Genomic DNA, 24058 nt, shown 5'->3' on the forward strand with positions numbered 1-24058 from the left:
TCTCCTCACCGTGGAGGACACCATGATCTCCCGTCGCTCGTTCCTCGGTCTCACGGCCGCGACGCTCGCCACGGCAGTGCCCCTCGCGCGGGCCGCGTCCGCCGCGACGCCCGACACCTTCGGCCTGAAGCTGGTGAACAATTCGGGCTCCGGAACCGTGTACGCGTACGTGACCGGCACGACCCCGGACGGCCGGCTCGTGCTGCTGCGCGCCGACGGAACGCCGTACTACCCGGCGTCGCCGTCGGCACCGACGACCCCGCTGCCGGAGGACTGCGCCATCCCGATCGCGTCGGGGGCGCAGGTGTCGGTGCCGAAGATGGGCGGCGCGCGCATCTACGTCGTCACGGACGCGAAGCTGGACTTCTTCCTCGACCCGGGGCCGAACCTGGTGCACCCGAGCTTCCTCAACTCCGGTGACCCGAACTACGGCAAGAACTGGTCGTTCAGCGAGTTCACGTTCAACGACACGCAGCTGTTCGCGAACATCAGCTACGTCGACTTCGTGGGCATCCCGATGGGCCTGTCGCTGACATCGGGGTCCGGTACGGCGACGGTCGACGGGCTGCCGGCGGGTGCGCTGGACCAGATCGCCTCGTCGCTGTCCTCGTTGGGCGGTGAGTGGGCGAACCTGGTGCAGACGGGCGGCGGCGGGAACCTGCGCGTGCTGTCACCGCACCACCACGCGGCGCAGTTCGGCGGCTACCTGGACGGCTACATCGACCAGGTGTGGCAGAAGTACGCGGGCACGGACCTGGTCGTCGACTCGCAGAATCCGGGCCTGGGCAAGTTCACCGGCCGCGTTTCGGGTGACCGGCTGGTGTTCGGCCCGGAATCGTTCGCCAAGCCGTCGACGGCGGACGTGTGGAGCTGCGACAGCGGCCCGTTCGCCTTGGCGGCGGGTGCGAGCGACGCGCGCAAGGCGATCGTCCCCCGCCTGGCGGCGGCGTTGAACCGCACGACGTTGCTGGACAATCCGAACCAGCCGACGGACGAAGACCCGGCGCGGTTCTACGGCGGCGACGCGACGAACCACTACGCGCGGATCGTCCACTCGAAACTGCCGGACAACCGCGGGTACGCGTTCCCGTACGACGACGTGAGCCCGGGCCCGGACTTCAGCGGAGCGGTCTTCTCGGGCGACCCCCAGGTGCTGACGATCACGATCAACGCGGCCCACACCTAGAGGCAGTGCGAAAACTGTCGGTGGTGACGGCTAGCCTCATGGGCATGAACACGGACGACGCGACGGTCCCGGCGGACCAGCTGACCAAGGGCCAGTGGTTCTGGCACGAGCCGGCGCCGGGCCTGCCCGCGTGGCAGCTGCAGGTGACTTCGGCGGAGTTGCTGGGGGACTCCGTCGAGATCTTCACCACGGACGAGGAGAGGGAGCTGGTGTCGTACCCGCGCGGCCGCTTGGTCCGGCTGGCCGGGGCGGCTTGAGGGGTTGTGAGGTAAAGCACTTCCGGCGGGGGAGCGGGTGGCGAGTAGTGCTCGGCAGCCACCCGGAATAGAGCACGCTCTCCGGTAAGGCCGAGGCTTTCGGGCCGGTTCGGCTGCCGAGGCGCCCCGCGAGTCAACGCGGGGCAGCCCGTGCAGCCAGTCTCGCTCTCGCCGCTGCCCACCGCCTCGGCGAACTCTCCTCACGCAAGCCTTCCGCGCGAACACCCGCGGACTTGTTCTTGCGTGTCCCCAGTATTTCGGAGTCGGCGCGAGCCTCGCAGGCTCAGGCCGGGTTTTCGTGCCTCAGCGCTGCCGGGCGCCAGGTCATGCGGACCGTCGTCCCGTGGGCTCCCGAGTCGATGTCGGACTGGTCCGTCACCTTGTCGATCAGCACCAGCCCCCGGCCACCCGACGTGCGCAGCCCCGGTTGGCGGGGGCGCGTCGCCGGGATTCCGCAGCCGGTGTCCGTCACGGTGACCGTCACCGCGTCGCCCGTGCGCGTCGCCTCGAGGCGGGCCCAGCCGTGGCCGTCCGGGTACGCGTGGGCCGCCACGTTCGCCAGCGCCTCGTACGTCGCCAGCGTGATGTCGTGCGTGCTGCCCGGGTCGAGCGGCAGCTCGCCCAGCCAGTGCGTCAGCTTGCGGCGCAAGCCTGCCATCTCGTTCGGCAGGGCGGGCGCCAGTTCTTCGAACGTCGAGGTGACCACGGCACCGGCGCTCGGGCGCGCCGGGGGCGTGGTCCCGGTTTGGTCGGCGTCGGCGCTCTCGCCCGTATCGACGCCAGGTTCCGGGGTATGTCGATACACGATCCGCTCCCATCGTCAGCCGCGGTTTCCCCCGTTTTCGGGCTTCCCTTCAGACCTACCCACCGCGACGGTGTCTTACCCGTTGTGCTTTCCGTGACATCGCGCTAACGTGAAAGTGCTCCTCACGGATGCCGGCCCCGCGGCCGCCCGGAGGAAGCTTCTCGGATCCAGGCTCTTCGGCCTTCTTCCTCCGTACCCGGCTCCGCCGTCCGCGCGGGCCGGCCACCTCATCAGGAGACACCCATGTCTTTTCACGGAATCCTTGACACATCAGGAAAAACCCCGTTCGTCCGCACCGGCTACCGGCCGGCTCCGGACGACGTCGCACTGCCGCTTTCCCTCGTCCGCAAGCACGAACTGCGCCCGGGTGACGAAATCACCGGCACCGCGGAAGAAATCACCAGCGTCAACGGCGCCGACCCGGCGGAGCCGCGTCCGCACTTCACGGAGCTGGTCCCGGTGCACCCGGACGAGCGCCTGCTGCTCGAAACCACCCCGACGCGCCTGCTGCCGCGCGTCCTCGACCTCGTCACACCCCTCGGCAAGGGGCAGCGCGCGCTGGTCGTTTCCCCGCCGAAAGCCGGGAAGACGACCGTGCTGCGTGACATCGGTCACGGCATCTCGGTCAACCACCCGGAATGCCGGCTGATGGTGCTGCTCGCCGACGAGCGGCCGGAGGAGGTCACCGAGCTGCGCCGGACCGTGCGCGGCGAGGTGATCGCGTCCACTTTCGACCGTCCGCCCGCCGAACACGTCGCGGTGGCGGAACTCGCCGTCGAGCGGGCGAAACGCCTGGTGGAGCGCGGCGAAGACGTCGTGCTGCTCCTCGACTCGCTGACCCGGCTCGGCCGCGCGTACAACCTTTCGGCCCGGCCGTCGGGGCGCACGCTGTCCGGCGGCGTCGACGCGGCCGCGTTGCAGCCGATGAAGCGCATCCTCGGCGCGGCCCGCAACCTCGAAGGCGGCGGGTCGCTCACGATCGTCGCGTCGGCGCTGGTGGAGACCGGTTCGCTGGCCGACACGGTGTTCTTCGAGGAGCTGAAGAGCACGGGCAACGCGGAGCTGAAGCTCGACCGCAAGACGGCGGAGCGCCGCGTCTTCCCGGCGGTCGACATCCCGGGTTCCGGCACCCGCCGCGAGGAACTCCTGGTCACCCCGGGCGAACTGGCCGCGATGCGCGAGGTGCGCCGCGCGCTGCAGGGCCCGCACGCGATCGAGCAGCTCCTCGACCAGCTCCGCAAGACCGGCTCCAACGCGGAGTTCCTCTTGCGGGTGACAGGCGCCGCCGCCCTGCCCGCGGCGGCTTGAGTCAGCGGCGTTCCCGGAGTTCGCCGATCACTTTCTGCCCGAGACCGTGGGCTTCTTCGACGCTCTCGGGCGGATCGCCTTCACCGGGCTCGTAGAGTTCGTTCGGTTGCGACATTTTCCGCCGATCACATCAACGAGGTGGCTGGTAGGGAGTGGCGCGCGGATAGGACGGCCGTTCGGGCCCGCGGTTCAGCGTGGCGACGAGAAAGCCAAGCCCCACAACGACGACGACGAGCGGCGCGGCCCCCGGCGAGACGGCCCACCAGGCCAGCCCACCGGCGCCGACCACCCAGGCCACGACGAAAGTGCGCTTCGCGGTGAGAGGGTAAGGCTTCCGCAGCTCGCGAAGGGCGGTCGCGCCGAGCACGAGCAGCCCGGCCAAGGCCACGAGCAACACGGTCAAGTACACGGGATGCCTCCTTCGGGGAGTCGGGCACCTCGTGCTCGGTTACCCGGACGAGAAGCCGACATGCCGTGGCGCAGCGCACAAAGCACGCAGCGGCGACCGCACCCGAACCGCACCGGCGGCGCGAACTGCCGCCCGCGCCCCTCAGTTACCCCGTCCCGTGGCCTGCTGCAGCTCGTCGATCCGCGCCGAAGCCTGCGCCTTCGTCAATCCGTCCGGCACTTCCTCGCCGGCCTCCTGGGCCAGGGTCTGCAGATAAGACTTCTGCGGCCCGGTCATCGGCTCGTCCCCGGTCGTCCAGTCGCTCGGGTCCTTCTCCGGGTTCGGTTCCACCTGCTCGGTCACGACATCCTCCTATCGAACACCTGTTCGCCTGGATCCGACTGTAGCGCAGGGGTCCGACAACCGCCGGTCACGAGCCGGCCGGCGGGGTCGACGGCGCGCCTGCCTCGTGGCCCGGCCTGCCGTGGGTGCGGCGGTCGTCCTTCATCTGCTGTTCGTGCAGGTGGCGGCGGCCGTCCGTCAACGACTCGAGCAGCGTCCGCTCGAAGTCGCGGCAGGTCTTGTAGTAGCCGTCGTCGTACTCCTCGACGACCTGGAACGTCCACCGATCGGGTAGCACGTTGAGCCCGATCAGCTCCTCGGTGATCCGGCGCGCCCAGTCCGCATGGCCGGCTTTCTCGAGCTTCTCGACGGCTTCGCCGAGGGCCAGGTCCGCGCTGCCGGTGAGCTGGTGGAACGAGTAAAGGTGCCCGCGCGCTCGTTCGATCGTCTCGAGCGCTTCGGTGACTTTGCCGACGGCCTCGACCGTCGCGGTGTCGTAGTTGTCGACCATGCGCGGAAGGTGCCCCGTTCCGCGATTTCTACACCTCGCGGAACGGGGGCCCGCCGTCACGCCGTGGGTCGCGTGGCGCCCGCGTACTGGCTCAGCAGCGGCGAGATCTTGACGACGTCGCCGCTGGTCGGGGCGTGCACCATCTTGCCGTCGCCGATGTACATCCCGATGTGGGACACGGGGGAGTAGTACGCGACCAGGTCGCCCGGCTGCAGCTGGTCGCGCGGCACCGACGTGCCGAAGCCCGCCTGCGCCGACGACGTCCGCGGCAGCGAGATCCCGGCTTGCTTGTACGCCCACTGCATCAAGCCAGAGCAGTCGAACGTGCTCGGCCCGGTGGCGCCGTAGACGTACGCGCTGCCGAGCTTGCTCAGCGCCGCGTCGACCGCCTTCTGCGCGGCCGGGGTGGCCGCCTTGACGGTCGGGGCCTTGCCGCCGGTGTCCTTCTGGGCGGTCTTGTCGGCGGTGCTGAGCGTCTTGCTCTGCGCCTCGATCTGGTCGATCTGGGCCTGCAGGTTCTTCTTCTTGCCTTCGATGTCCGACGCGAGCTTGGCCGCGGCGTCCCGGGCGTCCTGCGCCCGCTTCGCCGCGTCCGTCGCCGCCTTCTCGGCGGTGGTGGCCTTTTCGGCCGCGCCGCTGAGGTTGTCCATCGCGTTGTTCTTGTCGGTCGCGATGACCTCGAGAGCCGCCGAGCGGTCCAGGAAGTCCTGCGTCGACGTGCCGGCCAGCAGCGCCGAGAGCTTGTTCAGCTGGACGCCGCTGGTGAACGACGCGCCGGCGAACTTGTCGACCTGCGTCTGGTACTTCTGCTTCGCCTCGATGGCCTGGGCGCCGGCGTCCTTGGCCGCGGTGACGTCGGCGTTGGCCTTGTCGAGCTGGCCTTGCTTGGCGGTCAGGTCGTCCTGCGCCTTGAGCAGGTCCTCGTTGAGCTTTTCGGCCTGCGCCGAGAGGTCGCGGTACTTGGCCAGGGCGTCGGACCCGGTGGGCGGGGCCTGGAGGACGGGGACGGGGGCGGCGGTGGCCGTCGGCTGGGCCATGGTGACGACAGTGATCACCGAGGCCGCGGCCAGGGCACCTGACACCACGCGCTTGACGGGATGCGAACGCATTCTCGCGCGGGTCTCCTTTGCTGATCGGCCGCCGTCGGGCACCGGTGGCGAGTCGGGGGCCTCGCCTCGTCCCGGCGCGCGCTCGACCGCAACAGGAAGAGCCCGCGAGGGGTCCGGTACCCGTCAGGGGTATCGGCGGCGATCTCGCGTCGCCGTCTCATCGACGACCGGGGGCCGCGAGATCTCGAACAGGTTACGAAAGGAGCACGGGAACGTCCAGGGGTAGCCCGTGACAACTCTGTGTGACGAGAAGAAACACGCCTGGACCAGTGCGGACTCGATCGGTAGTGGCTGGGATTACACGTCGTGACACCGGCCCGAATGCCGCTTTTGTACGTCCCTTGTATCCGCTGACGTGATCCTCATGGCCGTAAGCGATTCCGACCAGTGGAGGACAGGGATGTTCACGAAGGCCGCCGTGCTGACGGCACTCACCGCCGCGGCGTTCGCCGTGGCCGCACCGGCTCAGGCCGAGCCGGCGGCCACGACGGCGCTGCCCACGGCGAACATGGAGGCCGTGCTGAAGGCGGCCCAGATCGACCCGCGCCGCGCCGACGACACCCAGACGCCGGGGGCGCACGACAGCGTGCTTCTCGTCGAGCAGGCGTTGCAGGCGAAGGGCCTGCTGGCGAGCACCTACGTCGACGGCTACTTCGGCACGACGACCATCACCGCGTACTCGCAGTACCAGAAGTCGCTGGGCTACACCGGGATCGACGCGTCCGGGCTGCCGGGCAAGACGTCCCTGGAGAAGCTGGGCGAGGGCCGGTACACGGTGACGAACCCGGTTTCGGCGGGCAGCCAGGTGACCTACCACGGCGTCACGCTCAACACGCGCACGAAGGCGATGCTCGTCGCGGCCGAGGGGATCTTCGGCTCGTCGGTCAGCCTGACCCAGGGTTCGTACAACCCCGGCGGCGTCGACGCTTCGGCCGGCACCCACGACGGCGGCGGCGCGATGGACATCTCGGTGTCCAGCCTGTCGTCGACGAGCCGGACCAACCTGCTGAAGGCGTTGCGGAAGGTCGGGTTCGCGGCTTGGCTGCGCACCCCGGACCAGGGTTTCGCCTACCACATCCACGCGATGGCCGTCTCCGACCCGGATCTGTCCTCGGGCGCGCAGCACCAGACCGGCGACTACTACCTGGGCATGAACGGTCTCGCCGGCCGCGGCGCGGACGACGGTCCGTCGGTCACCAAGGTCACTTGGGAGGAGTACCAGCGCGGCTGAGGTTCCGGGAATCGGCGCTTCCGAGTGGGAGCGCCGATTTCGCCGTGGTGGCACGGCCGGGCGGCGCGGTGGTTTGATCGAACCACAACCAACCCGGGGGTGGGCCGATGGACAAGAAGGCGTTCCGGTTCGGCGTGGTCGCGGCCGCGACCGAGGGCGGCGGGAAGTGGCTGCGGACCGCGCGGCGGGCCGAGGAGCTCGGCTACTCGACCCTCCTCTGCCCCGACAACCTCAACCTCCCCACGCCGACCGCCGCGCTCGCGGCCGCCGCGGCCGTCACCACCGATCTGCGGGTCGGCTCGTTCGTGCTCGCCGGCCCGCTGCGAACCGCCCGGGCCGCGGCCTGGGAGTCGCACAGCCTGACCGTCGTCACCGAAGGGCGGTTCGAACTCGGGCTCGGCACCGGGCTGCCCACGATGCGGCAGCAGGCGGACGAGCTCGGCCTGCCCTACGGCTCGGGCCAGGACCGGCTCGACTCGATCTCCGAGACCATCGACCACGTCCGGCGGCTCGACGGCGACGCGCACACCCTCGTCATGGTCGCCGCCGGCGGCCCCAAGGCGCGGCGGCTCGCCGGGGCGAAAGCCGACATCGTCACCCTCGCCGGCGGCGTGCTGACCACCCGCGAGGAGATGGCCGGCCACGTGGAGGAAATCCGCGCCGCGGCCGGCGACCGGGACGTCGAATTCGCACTCAACATCTTCGTCGTCGGGGAGCAGGTGCCGCCCTGGATCCGGGGCTTCATCGGCGTCGACGCCGAGACGCTCATCGAACACGACTCGCTCACCATGCTCCGCGGCAGCGTCGACGACATGGCCGCCGAGCTCGAACGGCGGCGCGACGAGCTCGGCGTCTCCTACGTCAGCGTCAACGGCGCCTTCATCGAGGAGTTCGCGCCGCTGGTGGCGCGGCTGTCGGGGAAGTGAGCGTCGCCGGGTCGGTGTTCGCGCCGCACAGCAGGACCGCGACGCGCTCTCCGGGCGCCGGCCGGTAGGCGCCGGCCAGCAACGCGGCGAACGCCGTCGCGCCGCCCGGTTCGACCGCCAGGCGATAGCGGTCCCAGAGCGCCGCCCGGGCTTCGAGGATCGCCGAGTCGTCCACCAGTACCGAGCCTGCCTCCGTGCGGGTGGCGACCGCGAACGCGATGTCGCCGAGCCGGGACGCGCCCAGGGAGTCGGCGGCGACACCGGACACCTCGACTCCGACCGGCTCGCCCGCCGTCAGGGCCGCGTGCAGCGTCGGGGCCGTGCGCGGTTCGACGCCGACCACCCGGGCCCGGCCTTCGACCGCGGCCGCGATGCCGGCCAGCAGCCCGCCGCCACCCACCGCGACCAGGATCGTGTCGACGCCGCCCGTCTGCTCCAGCAGCTCGAGGCCCACCGTCCCCTGGCCGGCGCAGATCTCCGGCTGGTCGTAGGCGTGGCAGAAGAGCGCGCCGCGGTCCGCCGCGTCCTTGACCGCCGCGTCGTAGGCGTCCGCGTACTTCTCGCCGACCAGCTCGACCGCCGCCCCCAGTTGCCGCAGCTTCGCGACCTTGACCGCCGGCGCGTTCACCGGGACGTAGACCCGCGCGGGCACGCCGAACTCGCGAGCGGCGTGCGCGACGGCGAGCCCGGCGTTCCCGCCCGACGCGGCCACGACGCCGGCCGCCGAAAGCGGGCCCGCGGCGATGATCCGGTTGAACGCGCCCCGGGCCTTGAACGAGCCGGTGTGCTGGAGCTGCTCGAGCTTGAACCACCGGTCGTCGTCGGCGAACACGGGCGTCCGGCGGACCCGGCCCTCGATCCGCGCGGCGGCCTGTTCGACATCCGAAGTACTGATCACGTCTTCAGCATGCGCGCGGACCGTCGTAAGTACCAGCGATGTCTTCTATGCTGACGACAGTTCTGCTTATGGCTGGAGGTGGCCGTGCTCGACGCTCGCCGCCTCGCCCTGCTCGCCGAAGTCGCCCGCGCGGGCTCGATCGCCGCGGCCGCCCAAAGACTGTCCTTCACCCCGTCGGCCGTCTCGCAGCAGCTGGCGAAGCTCGAACGGGACGTCGGCGCGTCCGTGCTGCACCGCCACGCGCGCGGCGTCACGCTCACGCCGATCGGGGAAGCGCTGCTGGTCCACGCCGAGACGATCGCCGGCGAACTGCGTGGCGCGGAAGCCGTGCTCCGCGCGGAGCCGGCGCGGCTCGCCGTCGGCACGTTCGCGAGCGCCGGCACGGCGCTCGTACCGGCGGCGCTCGCCGAGTTCCGCCGGGCGCACCCGGCCGTCGCGCTGCGGCTGCTGGACCTCGAGCCGCCCGGCGGCTACGACCTGGTCCGCTCGCGCGAGCTGGACCTGCTGATCACCCACCGCTACCCGGGCGCACCGCTGCCCGACGCGCGCGGGCTGGACCGGTCGCTGCTGCGGGCGGAACGGTTCCGGCTGATCCTGCCGCCCGGCCATCCGAAGGCCCGCACCCGCCGGCTCACGCTGGCGGAGCTGACGGGCGAGGACTGGATCTCGGGCAGCCCCGGCGTGCCCAACCGCGCGTGCCTCGACCAGCTCGCCGACACCGCGGGCGTCACGCTCGGCGTGACCTACGAAACCCGGGACTACCAGGTGATCCTGGCGCTGGTGGAGGCCGGGCTGGGAATCGCGTTCGTGCCGGAAAGCGTCCTCGAGCGCGCGGGCCGGGCGCGGATCGAGGCCCGCGAGGTCGCCGACGCCCGGCCGGCGCGGGACATCTTCCTGGTGCACCACCGGCGACCGGGCGAGCTGGTCACGGAGATGGTGGACCGGCTCAGCCGACCGGCCGGCCGGCGTTCTCGAAGCGCGCCGACGCCGCCTTGAGCGCGTCCAGGCACGCGCGTACCGCCCCGCGATCCTCTTCGCCCGCCCGGCAAATCGCGTAGATCGTGCGCGTCAACGCCGGGCGGGTCGCCAAGATGCGGACGCCCTCCGGCAGCCGCTCGCGGGCGAGACGCGGGACCAGCGCCGCGCCGACGTTGCCCGCCACCAGGGCCAGCTGCGTCGGATACCCGCCCACCGTGCAGCTGATCCGGGGCTCCAGCCGCTGCTTGCGCAGCACCTGCACCAGCCACTCGTAGCAGCCCGACCCCAGGCTCCAGCCGATCCACGGCAGGTCGTCCACTTCGGACAGGTCGACCGTCTTGCGGTGCGCCAGCCGGTGGCCCGCGGGCAGGGCGAGGTCCGCGACGTCGGAGAACAACGCGATCCTCGTCGTCGACGGCGGGATGGCCGTCGGCCGGTCCTCCCAGCTCTCCAGCACCGCCACGTCGAGGTCGCCGGCCAGGACGCGGGGCATCGTCTGCTCCGCTTCGCCTTCGTGCAGCGTCACCGCCAGCCGCGGGTGCTGCGCCGCGAGCGTCGCCAGCGCGGGCGGGAGCAGCGCGTGCACCGTCGTCGGGATCGCGCCGATCCGCAGCGGCCCGATGACGTCTTCGCGCAGCAGCTCCAGATCCGACTTCGCCTCGGCGACCTGCGCCAGGATCCGCTCGGCGTGCGCGGCCAGCACCTGGCCCGCCTTCGTCAGCCGCACGCCGCGGCCGCGCGGCTCCAGCAGCGGCTGCCCCGCTTCCCGTTCCAGCTTCGCCAGCTGCTGCGACACCCCCGACGGCGTGACGTGCAGGGACGCGGCCGCCGCGGCCACCGAACCCTGGGTGGCGACCGCGTGCAGCGCGCGCATCCGCTCGATTCCGAACACGGTAGAGATGCTACCGAATGAAGCCCAGAAACATTCGCTTGTCCTTGACAGTCGCCACCCGCACGCTGGAGGCGTGACCACGACCGCGCCCCGCCCGACGACCACCACGCCGTTCACCGAGCGCTTCGACCCGCGCCTGCTCGCCGCACTCGGCAGCTTCTGCATCTCGCTGTCGTCGGTCTTCATCAAGGTCTCGCACGCCAGCGGCAGCACGAGCGCGTTCTGGCGCTGCCTGCTGGCCCTGCCGGTGCTGCTCGCGCTCGCCGCGCGGGAACGGCGCAAGGCGGGCCCGGCGCCCCGCGTGCTCCTCCCGCTGCTGGCCGGCGTCGGGCTCGGCCTGGACTTCGTGCTGTGGGGCGAGGCGATCCCGCGGGTCGGCGCCGGCATCGCGACCGTGCTGCTCGCCGTCCAGGTGGTCATCGTGCCGCTGCTGGCGTTCGCGTTCCTGCGGGAACGGCCGGCGAAGCAGTTCCTCTTCGCCGTGCCCGTGCTGCTCGGCGGCGTCGTGCTGGCCGGCGGGTTCGCCGGGAGCGGCTCGTTCGGGCCGGACCCGGTCACCGGCGCGGTGTTCGCGATGCTCGCCGGCGCCGGGTACGCGGTCTACCTCTTCCTGATCCGGCTCAGCGGCGGCCAGGGCGCGCAAGCGCAGTCCCTGGTGCTCGCGACGATCTCGGCCGGGGCCGTCGCCGTCGTGCTCGGCGTCCCGACCGGCACGCTCGACCCGAGCCCGGGCGCGGAGACGTTCGGCTGGCTGGTCGCGCTGGCCGTCGTCGGCCAGCTGATCGGGTGGATCCTCATCTCCGCCGCGCTGCCCCGGATGAGCGCCACCACCGGTGCGACGCTGATGCTGCTGCAGCCCGTCGGCGCGGTGCTCCTGGGCATCGGCCTGCTGGGGGAGACGCCGAGCGCGCTGCAGCTCGCCGGGTGCGCGGGCGTGGTCGCCGCCGTCTGCTTCGCCGGGCGGACCCGCCGCGGATGATCTGCGGGCCGGGCCCGCCCCGGCTACCGTCGCCGGTATGCGTGTGCTGGTGGCCGGGGCTTCGGGGTTCGTCGGCAGCCGGTTGTGCCCGGCGCTGGAGGACGCGGGCCACGACGTCCTCGCGATGACCCGCCACCCCGCGAAGTACCGCGGAGCCGGGACGCCCGTGCGCGGCGACGTCGCCGACGTCGGCTCCCTGCGCGACGCGCTCAAGGGCGCCGAAGCCGCCTACTACCTCGTGCATTCGCTCGACAGCACGGACTTCAAGCGCCGGGACGCCGACGCGGCCCGCGCGTTCGCCCGCGCGGCGGCGGACGCGGGCCTGCGCCGGATCGTCTACCTCGGCGGCCTCGGTGACGACGACGATGCCCTCTCCGAGCACCTGGCCAGCCGCCGCGAGGTCGAGCGGCTGCTGGGGGAGACCGGCGTGCCGGTGACCGTGCTGCGCGCCGGGATCGTCATCGGGCACGGCGGGACGTCGTGGGAGCTGACCCGCCAGCTCGTCGAGCACCTGCCGGCGATGGTCACGCCGCGCTGGGTCGGCACGCGCACCCAGCCGATCGCGATCGCCGACGTCGTCCGCTACCTGGCCGGCGTGCTCGACCACCCGGAAGCCGAGGGCCGGACGTTCGAGATCGGCGGACCCGAGGTGCTGGCCTACCGCGACATGCTGCAGCGGGTTGCGGCGATCGAAGGGCGGCCGCTGGTGATCGTGCCGGTGCCGCTGCTGTCACCGCGGCTGTCCTCGTACTGGCTGTCCCTGGTCACCGACATCGACGTCACGACCGGGCGGGCGCTGATCGACTCGATGACGAACGAGGTCGTCGTCCGCGACGACGCCATCCGCCGGATCGTCGAGTTCGAGCCGATGGGCTACGACGAAGCCGTGCTGCAGGCCCTGGGCGAGCGGGCGAAGAGCCGGCGGCCCGCGTGAAGAAGGCTCGTCTCGCCGGGGTGCTGGCCACGGGGTCCGGGCTGCTGGGCGCGTCGCTGGCCAGCGGGCCGGGTTCGAAGCGGTTCCACGTCCTCACGGCGTCGGTCGCGGCGACCTGGTTCGCCGGTGCCGGGCGGGTGCCGCGGGGCCGCCGGGACGTCGTCCAGCCGGTCCTGGCCGGGGCGGGCGCGTTCGGCGTGTTCTACGGCTGCGCGCTGGTGGCCCGCCACATCCCGCCGCTGCGCCGCGCCATCGCGGGCGTGCTCGACCACGCCCACCGCGGGTCGACGCCGTCGGTGGCGGCGACCGCGCTGGTGACCGGGGCGGCCGAGGAGGTCTTCTTCCGCGGCGCGCTCCACGACGCGTTCGGTCCCGGGAAAGCGACGGCGCTGTACGTCCTTTCGACGACGGCGACGCGCAATCCCGCGCTGGTGCTGGCTTCGGCGGTGATGGGGACGCTCTTCACCGTGCAGCGCGGCCGGGCGGGCGGGGTGCAGGCGCCGCTGCTGACGCACGTGGTGTGGTCGGCGCTGATGCTCGCCTTCCTGCCGCGCCTGTTCCCGCCGCCTAGCGCATGATCCCGTCGTAGGCGGCCATGACCACGCCGAGGCCGCGGTCGTACCCGCCGTCCCAGAGGACCTGGTTCATCACGTACGCCACCACCATGCGGTTCTCCGCGTCGACGAGGACCACCGAGCCGCCCCACCCGCCCCACGAGCACGTGCGGCCCTCGAGCCGGTAGCCCAGGCCGTAGCGCATCTGCGCGCCGAGCACGCGGTCTTCGCCGTGGAACTGCTCCTCGAAGACCCGCTCGGCGCCGGCCGCCGACAGCAACCCGCCGGCGCCGACGAGTGCCGACTGCGCCGCGGCGACCGAGCGGGCGTTGCCGTACCCGTTGATCGCCGGCACTTCCGCGCGCCGCCAGGCTTCGGAGTACGAGTCCGAGACGCCGACCAGGAAACCCGGCGGCTTGTCGCCCTGGGGATCGGGGATCAGCGGCGCCACGCGGTGGTCGTGTTCGGCGGCCAGCCCGATGTGGAAGTCGGCGCCCAGCGGGCCGGCCACCTCCTCGGCGAAGAACGTGCCGAGGGTGCGTCCGGTGACGCGGCGGACGACTTCGCCCACCAGGAACCCGAACGTGACCGAGTGGTACCCGCCCGTCGTCCCGGGCTCCCACGCCGGCGCCTGCGCGGCGAGCCGCGCGGTCACGGCCGGCCAGTCGAAGAGGTCCTCGACCGCGATCGAACCCGTGAAGTCCGGCAGGCCGGCGGTGTGCCCGAGCAGGTGCCGGACGAGCGTGTTCTCCTTGCCCGCCGCGGCGAATTCGGGCCAGTACGCGGCGACCGGCGCGTCGAGGTCCAGCTCTCCGCGGTCGGCGAGGACCAGCGCGCACAACGCGGTCATCGTCTTGGTGGTGGACCAGACGGTGGTGATCGTGTCGCGGTCCCACGCCTTCGTGCGGCCGGGGTCGACGTACCCGCCCCACAGGTCGACCACCGGCTCGCCGTCGACGAAGACGGCGGCCGACGCGCCGACGTCGCCGGAATCGAGTGAGGCCGCCAGGACCTCACGCACCTTGCCGAACCGTTCTTCGCAGTTCCCCCGGATGGTGGTCACGGCGGCCAGCAAACTCCGTCCGGCGGGGCCGCACCACTCATTTTCCGCGCGGAGAATCTTTGTCCGGAACGAGCCAGAACCGGGCGGAATCCTTCACCAACCGCGTCCCGGCTTCCTATGCTGGAGCGACCCCCGGTGCGTGGAGAGGGATGTCGATGCGGACATTGCTCGTGCTGCTGCTCGTGTTCGGTTCCCTGACCCCGATCCCCGCCGAAGCGGCGACGGCGGTGTGCGTGACGTCGTGCGACCAGCTCGACCCGTCGCGGGCCGCGCGGGAGAGCTTTCCCCTGCCCGACAAGGTGATCAACGGCCGCGTGCTGCGCCTGCACGCCTCCGACCCGGACGGCATGGCGTGGGCGAGCATCGACAACGGCGTCGCCGGCGACGCCGTCTGGCTCGACCGCTCCTGGGACGCGGGCGCGACCTGGGAAGGCCTGCTGGGCAAGGCGAGCATCCCCGGCACGTGGACCGGCACCCGCACGCTCATGTACAACCTCACCGATCCGGCGCACCACCGCCGCGGCTGGGTCCGGGCGTGCGGGGACGCGCAGGGCGTCGGCTGCACCGCGTGGATCTACCCGGACGTCTGCGACGCCGCCTGCGACGGCAGCGCCCCCGCCGCCGGCGACAGCCAGCCGGTGGCGCCGACGACCCTCTTCGGCCGCACGATCCGGCTCCACTTCGACGGGAAAGGCCTGGCGTGGGCCGGGATCGAAGCCGGTGGCGCCGGTGACGAGATCTGGCTCGACCGCTCGTGGGACGCCGGCGCGAGCTGGCCGGACGGCTCGTCGCTCGGCCGCACGAGCGTCGCCGCGGGTGCGACCGGCACGCACACGACGGCGTTCGCGACGCGCGATCCGCGCGGCCGGCTCTACGGCGGCGCGGTACGTGCGTGCGGTCGCGAAGCGGCGCACGCGCAGGGGAGTTGCACGGCCTGGGCGCGCCCGGCGACGACCCGCGCGGCCGGTGCGCTGGACGCCTTGATGTGGTCCTACGAGCCGTACACCGCTTGGTGGCCGTCGAGCTGGTGGAACTCGGCGGTCGCGGTGACGGCGGTGGCCGACGCGGGCGGGTTCGACTCCGCCCTGGCCCGCACCTTCGACGTCAACCGGGCCGCTTTCCCCGCCGGGGCAAGGAGTTCCGACGCGATCGAGGGCGACTTCGTCAGCCGCGCCATCGACGACAGCGCGTGGTGGGGCCTGGCCTGGGTCGCCGTCTACGACCGCACCCACGACACCCGCTACCTGACCGAGGCGACGACGATCGCGAACTACGTCCACGGGTTCTGGGACACCGGCAGCTGCGGCGGCGGGGTCTGGTGGAACCGCGAGCGGACGTACAAGAACGCCGTCACGGCAGGGTTGTACCTGCGGCTGACCGCGTCCCTGCACAACCGGCTCGCCGGCGACACTCTGTGGGGTCAGCGGGCGCGCACGGCGGGCGACTGGTTCTTGACCAGCGGGCTGATCAACTCCTCGGGCCTGGTGAACGACGGCTTGACGGCGTCGTGCGCCAACAACGGCCAGACCGTCTGGACGTACAACCAGGGCCTCGGCATCGGCGGCCTGCTGGAGCTGTGGCGCGCGACCGGCGTCCAGTCCTATTTGGACGCGTCGAAGCGGCTCGCGGACGCGGCGATGACGCGGCTGACGTCCGGCGGCGTGCTCGTCGAATCCTGCGACACCGGCACGGGTTCCTGCGACGACAACCAGAAGCAGTTCAAGGGCATCTTCCTGCGCTACTTCGGCGACCTGGCGACGGCGACGGGGTCGGCGACCTACCGCGCGTTCGCCCAAAGGCAGGCGGACGCGCTGTGGGCGAACGACCGCGACGCGCTGAACCGGATCGGCCAGCGCTGGACCGGGACGACGCCGAACGTGACGGACTGGCGCACCCAGGCCTCGGGGCTCGAAGCGATCCTGGCGGCCGGGTAGCTCCGCACGCGAGAATGGGCGGCGTGCGGATCCTCCTGCTCGCGGCCGTCGCCGTGCTCGTCACCGGGTGCCAGGCCGAGGTCGCGGGCCACGCCGCGCCCACCGGCTTCATCGTCAAGGACGGCACTCAGCTGCGGTTCCGGCCGGTCCTCGCCGAACTGCCGCCGGGGCCGGCGACCGGCTCGGCGAGCGACCGGCAGAGCACCGACCCGGCCGCGCAGCAGGCCGCGGCGCAGGCGTTCGACTGCGCCCAGGGCAAGCCGGACCCGCTGGCCGGCCGCGACGATCCCGCGTTGCCGCTGATCAGCTGCGACCGTGCGCAAGGCACGAAGTACATCCTCGGACCGGGGTTCCTCAGCGGTGCGGACGTGAGCCGCGTGGACGCCGCCCTCGATCCGCAGACCGGCAGCTCGGTCATCAACCTCAGCTTCACCGCCGAGGGCGCGCGGACGTGGGCCGAGTGGACCGGGCAGAACGTCGGCAAGCAGGTCGCGATGGTGCTGAAGAGCCGCGTCCTGACCGCGCCGGCCGTGCAGTCCGCCATCACCGGCGGGGAAACGCAGATCACCGGGAAGTTCACGCTGCCCGAAGCCCGGCAGCTGGCCCGGGACATCGCCGGCGGCTGACGCTCAGCAGGTCGGCGGCAGGGCTTCCCGGCAGGCTTCGGTCTCCGTCTTGCTCGTCGCCTGGCGGAGCAGTTCGTAGAGGGACTCGCGCTGCTCGTCGCTGAGCCCGCTGAACACCTCGTCCTCGACCGCGGCGAGCGCGAATTCCGCCCGGACCAGCAGCTTGACGCCGACGTCGGTGAGCTCGACGACGTGCCGGCGCCGGTCGACGGGGGAGCGGCGGCGCTCGATCAGGTTCTCGGCCTCGAGGTCGTTGAGCAGCCCGACGACGTTCGTGCCGTCCATTTCGAGGATCTTCGCCAGGTCCTGCTGTGAGCTGCCGCCGAGGTCGCGCAGGACCGTCAGGGCGATCAGGTGCCGCGGTCGCAGCCCGAGCGGGGTGAGCACCGACTCGCTGCGCGTCTGCAACCGGCGCGTGAGCTGGCCGAGCAGCGCACCACACCGGTGGGGCGGCTGGTTGACGACCGGCAACGAGGACATGAGCCCAGTATATGGGCGCCCCAACAGTCGATGTGCTATTAATGGTTTGTCCAACACCAACGATCTATGGGCGGCTAACGACATGGCGCACCTCCTCCACATCGACTCGAGCATCCAGGGCGAGCGTTCGGTGAGCCGCGCGCTCACCGCGCGGGCCGCGGCCGCGTGGCGCGCCGCGCACCCCGACGGCACGGTCACCTACCGCGACCTGGGCGCGAACCCGCTGCCCCACATCGACGCGGCGAGCGGGCTGGCCGGCATGGTGCCGCCGGAGCAGCACACCCCCGAGCAGGCGGCGGCGTGGGCGCGGACCCGCGAGCTGGTCGACGAGATCAAGGCGGCCGACACGGTGCTGCTGGGCCTGCCGCTCTACAACTTCGGCGCGCCGAGCAGCGTCAAGACGTGGGTCGACCACCTCATCGCGCCCGGGCTTTCGGTCGACCACGAGACGCAGACCGGCCTGCTGGGCGGCCGCGAGTTCATCGTGCTGGCCTCCCGCGGCGGCGGCTACGGCGAGGGCACGCCCCGCGAAGGCTGGGACCACGCCGAGCAGTGGCTCCCGCACGGCGTTTCGCTGACCGGCCTCGAGCCGCGGTTCATCACCGCCGAGCTGACGCTGGCCCACGTCAACCCGGCGATGGCGGAGCTCATCCCGCTGGCCGACGCGAGCCGGGCGACCGCGGAGAAGATCATCGACGACCTCTGGCTCCCGGCCCGCGTCTGAGGGGACGGCGGCCGGCTCGCCAACCGTCTTGAATGAGTCATTCAGGTCTTCGGAGGTCCTGAATGACTCATTCAAGACGTCGGCGGAAGCGCTGCCGGGGGCCGGTGCGACCGTTCGGCGCGCGATTCCCCGCCTTCGGCGACGACCTCCCGGACCCCCAGCGTCACCACCCGACCCCGGCCGGTACCGTCCCGCCGGAGGCCGGGTGGCAAGATGCCGGGACCCGGACAGTCGACCTGGGCGAGGAAGGTCAGGTTTGAGCGCGCACACCTCCCAGATGGACGATATCCGGCTGGTCGCGCAACCCAGCGCGTTGCCGGTCACGGAACTGTTCGTCCGCCTGATTCTCACCGACTGGTCCCTGCTGCCGATGCTGGAGCACGTGACCGCGACCGCGAGACGGCTCGTCGAGACCGTCATCGAGGCCGGCGACCCGCGGTCACCCGCGTTCGTCACGCTGCGGCTGCGGCTGCGCGCCGACGTGCTGGTGGTCGAGGTCGACGACGACGTGCCCGGGCTGCCCGAGCCGAAGGTCGCCGGCCCCGGCGAACGCGTCGGCGTCACGCCCGGCGTGGGCGGGGCCCGCACCACCTGGTGCGAGCTCGAGCTGCCCGGCGGGATGAACGCCAAGCAGGTGCGCCTGCCCCGGCGGCAGGACCGCCGGACCCTGGTCGACGAGCCCGTCTCCGGTGCCCCGGTGGCGGCGGACCCGGAAGTGCTGGAGCGCCTGCTGACCCGGCTGAGCGGCTGGTCCGGCCAGGGCTGACGTGCGCCGTCCCGTTGTCGTCGTGCTCTACGACGGCGTCCGGCTGCTGGACGTCTCCGGGCCACTGGAGGTCTTCGCCGAGGCGAACGAGCACGGCGGGCGCTACGAGCTGAAGACGGCTTCGCCGGGCGGCGCCGACGTCCGCGCCAACACCGGGACGCGGCTGGGCGCCGACGTCGACCTCGCCGCCGCGGACCCGCGCGGGGCGACCGTGCTGGTGCCCGGCGGCCCCGAATGGGTCCGCACGATCGCCGACACCGAGCTCGTCGCGCAGATCCGCCGGCTGGCCGACGGCGCGGACCGGACGGCGTCGGTGTGCGCGGGCGCGTTCGCGCTGGCCGCCGCCGGCGTCCTCGACGGCCGGCGCGCCACCACGCACTGGGACCTCACCGACCAGCTCGCCCGCCGCTTCCCGCTCGTGCGGGTGGACGCCGACGCGATCTTCGTCCAGGACGGCCCGGTGATCACCTCGGCCGGCGTCACCTCTGGCATCGACCTGGCGCTCGCGCTGGTCGAGGCCGACCTCGGCGCCGAGGTGGCCCGGCTGGTGGCCAAGCACCTGGTCGTCTTCCTGCAGCGCCCGGGCGGGCAGTCGCAGTTCAGCGTCCGGCTGCAGACGGGCCGCCCGCGCACGGAGGTGCTGCGGACCGTGCTCGACGCTGTCGCGACCGACCCGTCGGCCCCGCACATCCTCGACGACCTGGCCGCCCGCGCCGGGGTCAGCACGCGCCACCTGACGCGCCTGTTCCGCGAGGAGCTGGGCCGCACACCCGCGCGGTTCGTCGAGCAGGTGCGGCTGGAGTACGCCCAGCAGCAGCTGGAGACCACGACCGAGCCCCTCGACGTCGTGGCGCGGCGCTCGGGCTTCGGGTCGGCCGAGACGCTCCGACGCGCCTTCGCGCGCGGTCTCGGTGTGACGCCCAGCGACTACCGCGCCCGGTTCCGGACCACCGGCGTCGGCTGAACCGGACCCGCCCCCCGATCCGTGCATCCAGGCAGGGAGAGGACGTGGAGGCGAGGAGGCAGCCGTCGTGCGCATAGTCATCGCGGAAGAAGACGCCCTGCTGCGGGAGGGGCTCGTGCTGCTCCTGCGCAGCGAGGGCTTCGACGTCGCCGCCGCCGTCGACCACCCGGGGGAGCTCCTGGCCGCCGTCGCGACGGAAAAGCCGGACCTCGCCGTCGTCGACGTCCGGATGCCGCCGACCTTCACCGACGAAGGGCTGCGGGCCGCGCTCGAAGCGCGCCGGCTCATGCCGGGCCTGGCGATCCTCGCGCTCTCGGCGTTCATCGAGGACGGCTACGCGGGTGACCTCCTGGCCGCCGGCGGTGGGGGCGCGGGTTACCTGCTCAAGGAGCGCGTCGGCAAGCCCGACGAGTTCCTCGACGCCCTCAAGCGCGTGGCCGCCGGGGGCACGGTGCTCGACCGGGACGTCGTCGCCGTCCAGCTGTCCCGGCCGCGGCCCGGCGACCCTGTCGGCACGCTCACCGCGCGCGAACGCGAGGTCGTCGCGCTGCTGGCCGAGGGCCATTCGGTGCCGACTATCGGGCGGCTGCTCGGCATCGGCACCGCGGCCGCCCGGCAGCACGCCGGGGACGTCAGCTCGAAGCTGCGCGTCCCCGACGGTGCCCAGGCGATGCTCAGCTACCTGCGGGCGTGAGCACCTCGGCCTGCTTCTCGCGGTACCGGGCGACGTTGGCGAGCTTGACGTCCTCGTAGCCACGGACCAGGTCGGGCAGCTCGGCCAGCGCGAGAACCCGGGCGCGATCGACGTCGGCCGCCGAAAACGCCTTCAGCACCATGCCGCGGTAGTCCTCGATCAGCTCGCGCTCCACGCGGCGCACCTCGGCGCGGCCGAACGGGTCGAGCCGCGTGCCGCGCAGCCGGCGCAGCGCGTGCAGCACCCGGAACGCCGGGCGGAACCACGGGCCCAGGCTGATCTTGCGCTTCATGCCCAGCGCCCGCAGGACCGGCGGGTGCAGCCGGTAGGCGTACTTCGTGCCTTCGCCGAACTGCTCTTCGAGACCCGCCGTGAACGACGGGTCGAGCGAAAGCCGCGCGACCTCGTACTCGTCCTTGTACGCCATCAGCTTGTACAGGTGCTTCGCGACCGCTTCGGTGATCTCCGTCGGCCCGTCCTCCAGCACCCGCACCCGCTCGACGAACTCCGCGTACGCCCGCGCGTACCGCTTGTCCTGGTAGGCGACCAGATCCGGGATCCGGACGTCGAGCAGCCGCGCCAGCTCCGAACCCGGTTCCGCGTGCACCAGCTTCCGCACGGACGGCTGCGTGACGGGACGCGCCGGGGCGGGGGTGCTCGCGAGCGCGGAGGGGTCGGCGACGAGCTGGCGGCCGCGGCGGAAGGCCTGCAGGTTCGCCGCTACGGCGGTGCCGTTCAGCTCGATCGCCCGCTCGATCGCCGCGGCCGGCAGACCGATCGCGCCGGTCTGGAAAGCCGCGCCGAGCTGCAGGACGTTCGCGAACTGGTCGTCGTCGAACAGCTCCTCGGCCAGGCCGCGCGCGTCCAGCGACACCGTGCGCTTCGCCGCCGCCTCCAGCGGGGCGAGGACACTGCCGGGGTCCGGGAACGACACCGTCGTGTCGACGACCATCCGGCCGGTCGGCACCTCGGTCGTCGACACGACCGCGGTGGTGCGCGCGGCGTCGGCCACGCCGAGGTTCGCCGCGTCCGCGCCGACCAGGGCGTCGCACGCGAGGTAGAGGTCGCACTCGCCGGCGGCCAGCTTCGGGGCCTGCTCGACCGGTTCCGCCGTCACCTTCAGGTCGGACACCACCGCGCCGCCCTTCTGGGCCAGCCCGGTCTGGTCGAGCGTGCGGACGTGCCGCCCGTCGAGCACCGCGGCGGTGGCGAGGATCTGCGTCACGGTGACCACGCCGGTGCCGCCGATCCCGGTGATCCGCACGGTGAAGTCCTTTTCGGACACCGGAGGAGCGGGCACGGCGTCCGCGGCCAGCTCGCCGAGCTTCCGCCGGTGCTTGCGACCGGTCGGCACGACGGTGACGAACGACGGGCAGTCCCCGGCCAGGCACGAGTAGTCGACGTTGCACGACGACTGGTGGATCGCCGTCTTGCGCCCGAACTCGGTCGCGACCGGCTGCACCGACAGGCAGTTCGACTTGGTGCCGCAGTCGCCGCAGCCCTCGCAGACACGCTCGTTGATGACCACGCGGGTCGTCGGCGTGGCCTGCTTGCCGCGGCGGCGCTTGCGCCGCTTCTCGGCCGCGCACTCCTGCTCGTGGACGAGCACGGTGACGCCCTTGACGGCGGCCAGTTCCTCTTGCGTGGCCAGCAGTTCCGCGCGGTCGCGGACCTCGACGCCGGCGGGGAGCTTGCGGCGCCGCAGCTTCGCGGGCGCGTCGCTGGTGATCACGACCTTCTTGGCGCCCTCGACGAGCAGCAGTTCGGCGACCTTCTCCACCGGCAGCCCGCCGACGGCGTCCTGGCCGCCGGTCATCGCGACCGCGGAGTTGTAGAGCAGCTTGTAGGTGATGTTGACGCCGGCCGCGACGGCCGCGCGCACGGCGAGGCTGCCGGAGTGGGTGAACGTGCCGTCGCCGATGTTCTGGACGAAGTGCTCGGCCTCGACGAACGGCGCCATACCGATCCACTGGGTGCCTTCGCCGCCCATCTGCGTCACGCCGAGGACGGTGCCGACCTGGTCGGGTTCCATGAACAGGGCCATGGTGTGGCAGCCGATGCCGCCGCCGACCAGCGTGCCCTCGGGGACCTTCGTCGACGAGTTGTGCGGGCAGCCGGAGCAGAAGTACGGCGTGCGCGCCAGCAGCGGCACCGAGATGCGCTCGCGACGGCGGCGGCCCCGGTACGCCTCGACCGACGGGATGCCTTCCGGCAGCCGCCGGGCCAGGCCGGCCGCGATGCCGTCCGGGTCCAGCTCGCCGAGTTCGGTGAACAGCGTCCGGCCGGCGGGGTCCTTCTTGCCGGTGATCGCGGGCGCGCCGGGGACGCCGTAGAGGACCTCCTTGAGCGCCGTCTCGACGAACGACCGCTTCTCCTCGACGACGACGATCTCGCCGAGCCCCTCGGCGAACTCGCGGACGATCCCGGGTTCGAGGGGGTGGATCGCGCCGAGCTTGAGCACGCGGATGCCGTGCCGGGGCAAGGCTTCCGCGTCGAGGCCGAGGGTGCGGAACGCCTGCTGGAGGTCCAGGTAGGACTTCCCGGCGGCGACGATGCCGATCCGGTCGGCCGGGCCGCGCGCGGTGATCCGGTTGACCCCGCTCGCGCGCAGGTACTCCGTGACCAGCGGCAGCCGGACGGTGAAGAGGCTGCGCTCCAGCTCGGCGAGGCTGGTGCCGAGCAGCCGCGACGTCGGCTTGTGCCGGTAGCCCTTTTCGAGCCGCGGTGCCGTCCACTGTGGATCGACGATCGCCGTGCCCGAGGCGTCGGCGACGTTCGCGACGACCTTCAGCGACGTCCACACGCCGGCCGCGCGGGACAGCTCGACCGCGTGCATGCCGAGGTCGAGGACGTCCTGGGAGTCGGCCGGGAAGAAGATCGGGATCGCCAGGTCGGCGAGCGCCAGCTCGGACGCGCACGGGACGGTCGAGGACTTCGCGTTCGGGTCGTCGCCGACGAGCGCCACGGCGCCGCCGCGCGGGTCGGTGCCGGCCAGGTTGGCGTGCCGCAGCGCGTCGGTGGCGCGGTCGAGACCGGGGGCCTTGCCGTACCAGAACCCGGTGACGCCGCGCTGCCCGCCGGCGCCCGCGACGAGCTGGCTGCCCATCACCGAGGTGGCGGCCAGCTCCTCGTTGAGACCCGGGCGGTGGACGACGTCGTGCTTCTCGAGCAGCTTCGCGCGGCGGCCGAGCTCGAGGTCGTAGCCGGCCAGCGGCGAGCCCTCGTAGCCGGAGACGAACACGGCGGGGTCGCCGCCGTGGGCGCGGTCGTGGCGGACGCGGTCGAACAGCAGCCGGACCAGGGCCTGCACCCCGCTCAGGTGCACGGTCCCCGCCTCTCGCAGGTACCGGTCCTCCAGCGTGAACGTCTCCACGGCGCGGCTCCTCTCGCGTCGATGTGCTTCGGAGCACAGTGCGGCGCAGACCACAGCGACGCAACAGGCGATGTCGGATCAGCATCCCAGACGCAAACTTCGGCGTGCTGCCGCGTCGGCTGGCCGCGTTTTTTGC

25 protein-coding genes are annotated in these 24058 nt (G+C 72.3%); 15 read left to right on the forward strand and 10 right to left on the reverse strand.

The genetic code is table 11. The annotated features are described in order from the left end of the window. Nucleotides 1-22 precede the first annotated feature (22 nt). Nucleotides 23-1186 (forward strand): glycoside hydrolase family 64 protein, encoded by a 1164-nt coding sequence (locus ACERZO_RS17590; protein ID WP_372665747.1) that lies wholly within the window; start codon nt 23-25, stop codon nt 1184-1186. Nucleotides 1187-1230: 44 nt separating this feature from the next. Then, a complete protein-coding gene (locus ACERZO_RS17595; protein ID WP_372665748.1) occupies nt 1231-1443 on the forward strand; it encodes a hypothetical protein in 213 nt (70 codons plus the stop codon). Between the two features lie 283 nt (nt 1444-1726). Here ACERZO_RS17595 and ACERZO_RS17600 read toward each other — a convergent pair whose 3' ends face one another. Further along, nucleotides 1727-2149 (reverse strand): ATP-binding protein, encoded by a 423-nt coding sequence (locus ACERZO_RS17600; RefSeq protein WP_372665749.1) that lies wholly within the window; start codon nt 2147-2149, stop codon nt 1727-1729. A gap of 342 nt (nt 2150-2491) precedes the next feature. Here ACERZO_RS17600 and rho point away from each other — a divergent pair, with 342 nt between their 5' ends. Next, nucleotides 2492-3556 (forward strand): transcription termination factor Rho, encoded by a 1065-nt coding sequence (rho, locus tag ACERZO_RS17605; protein WP_372665750.1) that lies wholly within the window; start codon nt 2492-2494, stop codon nt 3554-3556. Nucleotides 3557-3686: 130 nt separating this feature from the next. Here rho and ACERZO_RS17610 read toward each other — a convergent pair whose 3' ends face one another. From ACERZO_RS17610 to ACERZO_RS17625, 4 genes are all read right to left on the reverse strand, one after another. Next, nucleotides 3687-3965 carry a hypothetical protein gene (locus tag ACERZO_RS17610; RefSeq protein WP_372665751.1) on the reverse strand — a complete coding sequence of 93 codons (279 nt, stop codon included), beginning with the start codon at nt 3963-3965 and terminating at the stop codon, nt 3687-3689. A gap of 141 nt (nt 3966-4106) precedes the next feature. Then, the gene (locus tag ACERZO_RS17615) at nt 4107-4307 is read right to left on the reverse strand and encodes a DUF3072 domain-containing protein (protein WP_372665752.1); all 201 of its coding nucleotides are present in this window, start codon (nt 4305-4307) and stop codon (nt 4107-4109) included. A gap of 67 nt (nt 4308-4374) precedes the next feature. Beyond that, entirely contained in the window at nt 4375-4797 is a 423-nt protein-coding gene (locus ACERZO_RS17620) for a hypothetical protein (protein ID WP_372665753.1), read from the reverse strand. Between the two features lie 56 nt (nt 4798-4853). Continuing rightward, a complete protein-coding gene (locus tag ACERZO_RS17625; RefSeq protein ID WP_372665754.1) occupies nt 4854-5906 on the reverse strand; it encodes a C40 family peptidase in 1053 nt (350 codons plus the stop codon). 400 nt (nt 5907-6306) lie between these two features. On the opposite strand from ACERZO_RS17625, the gene ACERZO_RS17630 reads away from it, so the two are divergent. Both ACERZO_RS17630 and ACERZO_RS17635 read left to right on the forward strand, forming a co-directional pair. Continuing rightward, a complete protein-coding gene (locus ACERZO_RS17630; RefSeq protein WP_372665755.1) occupies nt 6307-7137 on the forward strand; it encodes a peptidoglycan-binding domain-containing protein in 831 nt (276 codons plus the stop codon). Nucleotides 7138-7244: 107 nt separating this feature from the next. Further along, entirely contained in the window at nt 7245-8063 is an 819-nt protein-coding gene (locus ACERZO_RS17635) for an LLM class flavin-dependent oxidoreductase (RefSeq protein WP_372665756.1), read from the forward strand. On the opposite strand, the gene ACERZO_RS17640 is transcribed toward ACERZO_RS17635, so the two are convergent. Further along, nucleotides 8017-8961, reverse strand: a complete 945-nt coding sequence (locus ACERZO_RS17640; RefSeq protein WP_372665757.1) for a threonine/serine dehydratase — start codon at nt 8959-8961, stop codon at nt 8017-8019. The two genes, ACERZO_RS17635 and ACERZO_RS17640, sit on opposite strands and share 47 nt — an antisense overlap. Nucleotides 8962-9045: 84 nt before the next feature. Between ACERZO_RS17640 and ACERZO_RS17645 the strand changes: the two genes are divergently transcribed. Next, entirely contained in the window at nt 9046-9957 is a 912-nt protein-coding gene (locus tag ACERZO_RS17645; protein ID WP_372665758.1) for a LysR family transcriptional regulator, read from the forward strand. Here ACERZO_RS17645 and ACERZO_RS17650 read toward each other — a convergent pair. Next, nucleotides 9908-10831: a LysR family transcriptional regulator gene (locus ACERZO_RS17650; protein ID WP_372665759.1), complete on the reverse strand. Its 924-nt coding sequence runs from the start codon at nt 10829-10831 to the stop codon at nt 9908-9910. The genes ACERZO_RS17645 and ACERZO_RS17650 overlap by 50 nt on opposite strands. Before the next feature lie 73 nt (nt 10832-10904). Between ACERZO_RS17650 and ACERZO_RS17655 the strand changes: the two genes are divergently transcribed. From ACERZO_RS17655 to ACERZO_RS17665, 3 genes are read left to right on the forward strand one after another with little or no spacing between them, the layout of a single operon-like run. Next, nucleotides 10905-11810 (forward strand): DMT family transporter, encoded by a 906-nt coding sequence (locus ACERZO_RS17655; RefSeq protein ID WP_372665760.1) that lies wholly within the window; start codon nt 10905-10907, stop codon nt 11808-11810. A gap of 37 nt (nt 11811-11847) precedes the next feature. After that, entirely contained in the window at nt 11848-12744 is an 897-nt protein-coding gene (locus ACERZO_RS17660; protein ID WP_372665761.1) for an NAD(P)H-binding protein, read from the forward strand. Beyond that, nucleotides 12741-13322: a CPBP family glutamic-type intramembrane protease gene (locus ACERZO_RS17665; protein ID WP_372665762.1), complete on the forward strand. Its 582-nt coding sequence runs from the start codon at nt 12741-12743 to the stop codon at nt 13320-13322. The genes ACERZO_RS17660 and ACERZO_RS17665 overlap by 4 nt, the downstream gene beginning before the upstream one ends. Here the strand turns inward: ACERZO_RS17665 and ACERZO_RS17670 are convergent. Beyond that, on the reverse strand, nt 13312-14361 hold the full coding sequence (locus ACERZO_RS17670) for a serine hydrolase domain-containing protein (protein WP_372665763.1): 1050 nt from the start codon (nt 14359-14361) through the stop codon (nt 13312-13314). The genes ACERZO_RS17665 and ACERZO_RS17670 overlap by 11 nt on opposite strands. 155 nt (nt 14362-14516) lie before the next feature. Here ACERZO_RS17670 and ACERZO_RS17675 point away from each other — a divergent pair, with 155 nt between their 5' ends. Together ACERZO_RS17675 and ACERZO_RS17680 are read left to right on the forward strand one after the other, a co-directional pair. Next, a complete protein-coding gene (locus tag ACERZO_RS17675) occupies nt 14517-16295 on the forward strand; it encodes a glycoside hydrolase family 76 protein (protein ID WP_372665764.1) in 1779 nt (592 codons plus the stop codon). A 14-nt stretch (nt 16296-16309) separates the two neighbouring features. Next, complete coding sequence (locus tag ACERZO_RS17680; protein WP_372665765.1) at nt 16310-16921, forward strand: SecDF P1 head subdomain-containing protein; 612 nt, start codon at nt 16310-16312, stop codon at nt 16919-16921. 3 nt (nt 16922-16924) lie between these two features. Here the strand turns inward: ACERZO_RS17680 and ACERZO_RS17685 are convergent, their stop codons facing one another. Beyond that, entirely contained in the window at nt 16925-17401 is a 477-nt protein-coding gene (locus ACERZO_RS17685) for a MarR family winged helix-turn-helix transcriptional regulator (RefSeq protein ID WP_372665766.1), read from the reverse strand. Nucleotides 17402-17483: 82 nt separating this feature from the next. On the opposite strand from ACERZO_RS17685, the gene ACERZO_RS17690 reads away from it, so the two are divergent. From ACERZO_RS17690 to ACERZO_RS17705, 4 genes are all read left to right on the forward strand, one after another. Further along, complete coding sequence (locus ACERZO_RS17690; RefSeq protein ID WP_372665767.1) at nt 17484-18125, forward strand: FMN-dependent NADH-azoreductase; 642 nt, start codon at nt 17484-17486, stop codon at nt 18123-18125. A 256-nt stretch (nt 18126-18381) separates the two neighbouring features. Beyond that, entirely contained in the window at nt 18382-18891 is a 510-nt protein-coding gene (locus tag ACERZO_RS17695) for an ATP-binding protein (RefSeq protein ID WP_372665768.1), read from the forward strand. Between the two features lies 1 nt (nt 18892). Next, nucleotides 18893-19855: a GlxA family transcriptional regulator gene (locus tag ACERZO_RS17700; RefSeq protein ID WP_372665769.1), complete on the forward strand. Its 963-nt coding sequence runs from the start codon at nt 18893-18895 to the stop codon at nt 19853-19855. 67 nt (nt 19856-19922) lie between these two features. Continuing rightward, on the forward strand, nt 19923-20549 hold the full coding sequence (locus ACERZO_RS17705; protein WP_372665770.1) for a response regulator: 627 nt from the start codon (nt 19923-19925) through the stop codon (nt 20547-20549). On the opposite strand, the gene ACERZO_RS17710 is transcribed toward ACERZO_RS17705, so the two are convergent. After that, nucleotides 20530-23922 (reverse strand): indolepyruvate ferredoxin oxidoreductase family protein, encoded by a 3393-nt coding sequence (locus tag ACERZO_RS17710; protein WP_372665771.1) that lies wholly within the window; start codon nt 23920-23922, stop codon nt 20530-20532. The genes ACERZO_RS17705 and ACERZO_RS17710 overlap by 20 nt on opposite strands. Between the last annotated feature and the right edge of the window lie 136 nt (nt 23923-24058).

The organism is Amycolatopsis kentuckyensis (assembly GCF_041679295.1).
Classification (GTDB): Bacteria; Actinomycetota; Actinomycetes; order Mycobacteriales; family Pseudonocardiaceae; genus Amycolatopsis; species Amycolatopsis kentuckyensis_A.